Annotated in this window: 1 protein-coding gene and 1 pseudogene; one reads left to right on the forward strand and one right to left on the reverse strand. The window is 73.0% G+C overall.

Annotated elements, in window-relative coordinates:
* Window positions 1–167 precede the first annotated feature (167 nt).
* Window positions 168–977, reverse strand: coding sequence for an amidohydrolase family protein (locus tag ABZ914_RS51370; protein WP_387023463.1), 810 nt, complete (start codon window positions 975–977; stop codon window positions 168–170).
* A 270-nt stretch (window positions 978–1,247) separates the two neighbouring features.
* On the opposite strand from ABZ914_RS51370, the pseudogene ABZ914_RS51375 reads away from it, so the two are divergent.
* Window positions 1,248–1,419 (forward strand): annotated as a pseudogene (locus ABZ914_RS51375) (Cmx/CmrA family chloramphenicol efflux MFS transporter); the annotation flags it as partial.

Raw genomic sequence — 1,419 nt, forward strand, 5'->3', positions numbered from 1 at the left:
CCACCGAGGCCGCGCTGGTGGCGGCGCTGGCCGCCGGGGGCGTCCCGCCCGGCCCGGCGCTGCACGCGGTGCTGGTGTTCCGGGCGGTCACGTTCTGGGCGCCCGTGCCGGTCGGGCTGCTCGCTTGCCGGACGCTGCGCCGGTGACCGCCTTTACGTTGTAGATCACTAGATCCGGAACACGGCGCGGGCGTTGCCGGACAGGAACGCCTCCCGCGCCGCGTCGTCCAGGCCCAGCTCGTCCAGCCCCCGCAGCGCCCGCTCCGGCGTGATCATCGGGAAGTTCGTGCCGAACATCACCTTGTGGTGCCGGTCCTGCGCCATGTACCGGACGAGCTCCGGCGGGTACCGGCGGACCGTGTACGCCGAGGTGTCGATGTAGACGTTCGGGTGCTTGCGGCACACGGCGACCATCTCCTCCGTCCACGGGTACCCGACGTGGCCGCCGACGATGACCAGCTCGGGGAAGTCCAGCGCCACCTGGTCGACGTACGGGATCGGACGCCCCGTCTCGCTCGGCCGCAGCGGACCGGTGTGCCCGACCTGCGTGCAGAACGGGACCCCGAGCTCCACGCATTCGGCGAACAGCGGGTAGAACCGCCGGTCCGTCGGCGGCAGCTCCCACAGCCACGGCACCACCCGCAGGGCCTTGAAGCCCAGCTCGTTCACGCACCGCCGCAGCTCCCGCACCGCCTCCATCGGCTTGCGCAGGTCGACCGACGCCACCCCCGCCAGCCGGTCCGGCGCCTGCTCGACGAACGACGCGACCTCGTCGTTGCTCACCAGCGCGCCCTCCGGGCCGTACCAGGCGCTGATCAGCCCGACGTCCACCCCGCCGGCGTCCATCGCGCCGACCGTGACCGAGACCGGCACCTCCTCCTCCGGCGGCTTCTGCCCGGTCCACCGCCACAGCGAGTCCAGCATCTCGTGCTGGAGGAACCGGACCGTCCCATGCTGCATCCACGCGTCGACGATCATCGTGTCTCCTCTCGACCAGGTGATTATCGTGTGCGGCCCGCGGGGCCGCGCTGGTAACCTCGCGATCATGTCCAGCCCGGAGGCGAACAGACGCTGACCCCCGGCGCGCCCGGCCGTGACGGCCGCCGCGCCGCGGTGCGGGCCGCCCTCCGACGCGATCGCGTCGCCACGAGGGCTCCTTCCTCACGCCGCCGCCGTCGATGACGGCCGTCCGCGGCACCGCCCCCACCGGTACAGCGCACCCCTGTTCGCCGTCTCGGGAGTTCCACCTTGCCTCTCGCCGTCTACGTCCTCGGGCTCGCCGTGTTCGCCCAGGGCACCTCGGAGTTCATGCTGTCGGGCCTGCTGCCCGGCATCGCCGCGGGCCTGCACGTGTCCGTGCCCGCCGCCGGGCTGCTCACCTCCGCCTTCGCCGTCGGCATGGCGGTGGGCGCGCCCGCCA

This window comes from Spirillospora sp. NPDC046719, from assembly GCF_040645715.1.
Classification (GTDB): domain Bacteria; phylum Actinomycetota; class Actinomycetes; order Streptosporangiales; family Streptosporangiaceae; genus Spirillospora.

Bases quoted from the DNA above. Each gene is read 5' to 3' on its own strand.
- ABZ914_RS51370 (WP_387023463.1), bottom strand. From the start codon at position 977: ATGATCGTCGACGCGTGGATGCAGCATGGGACGGTCCGGTTCCTCCAG.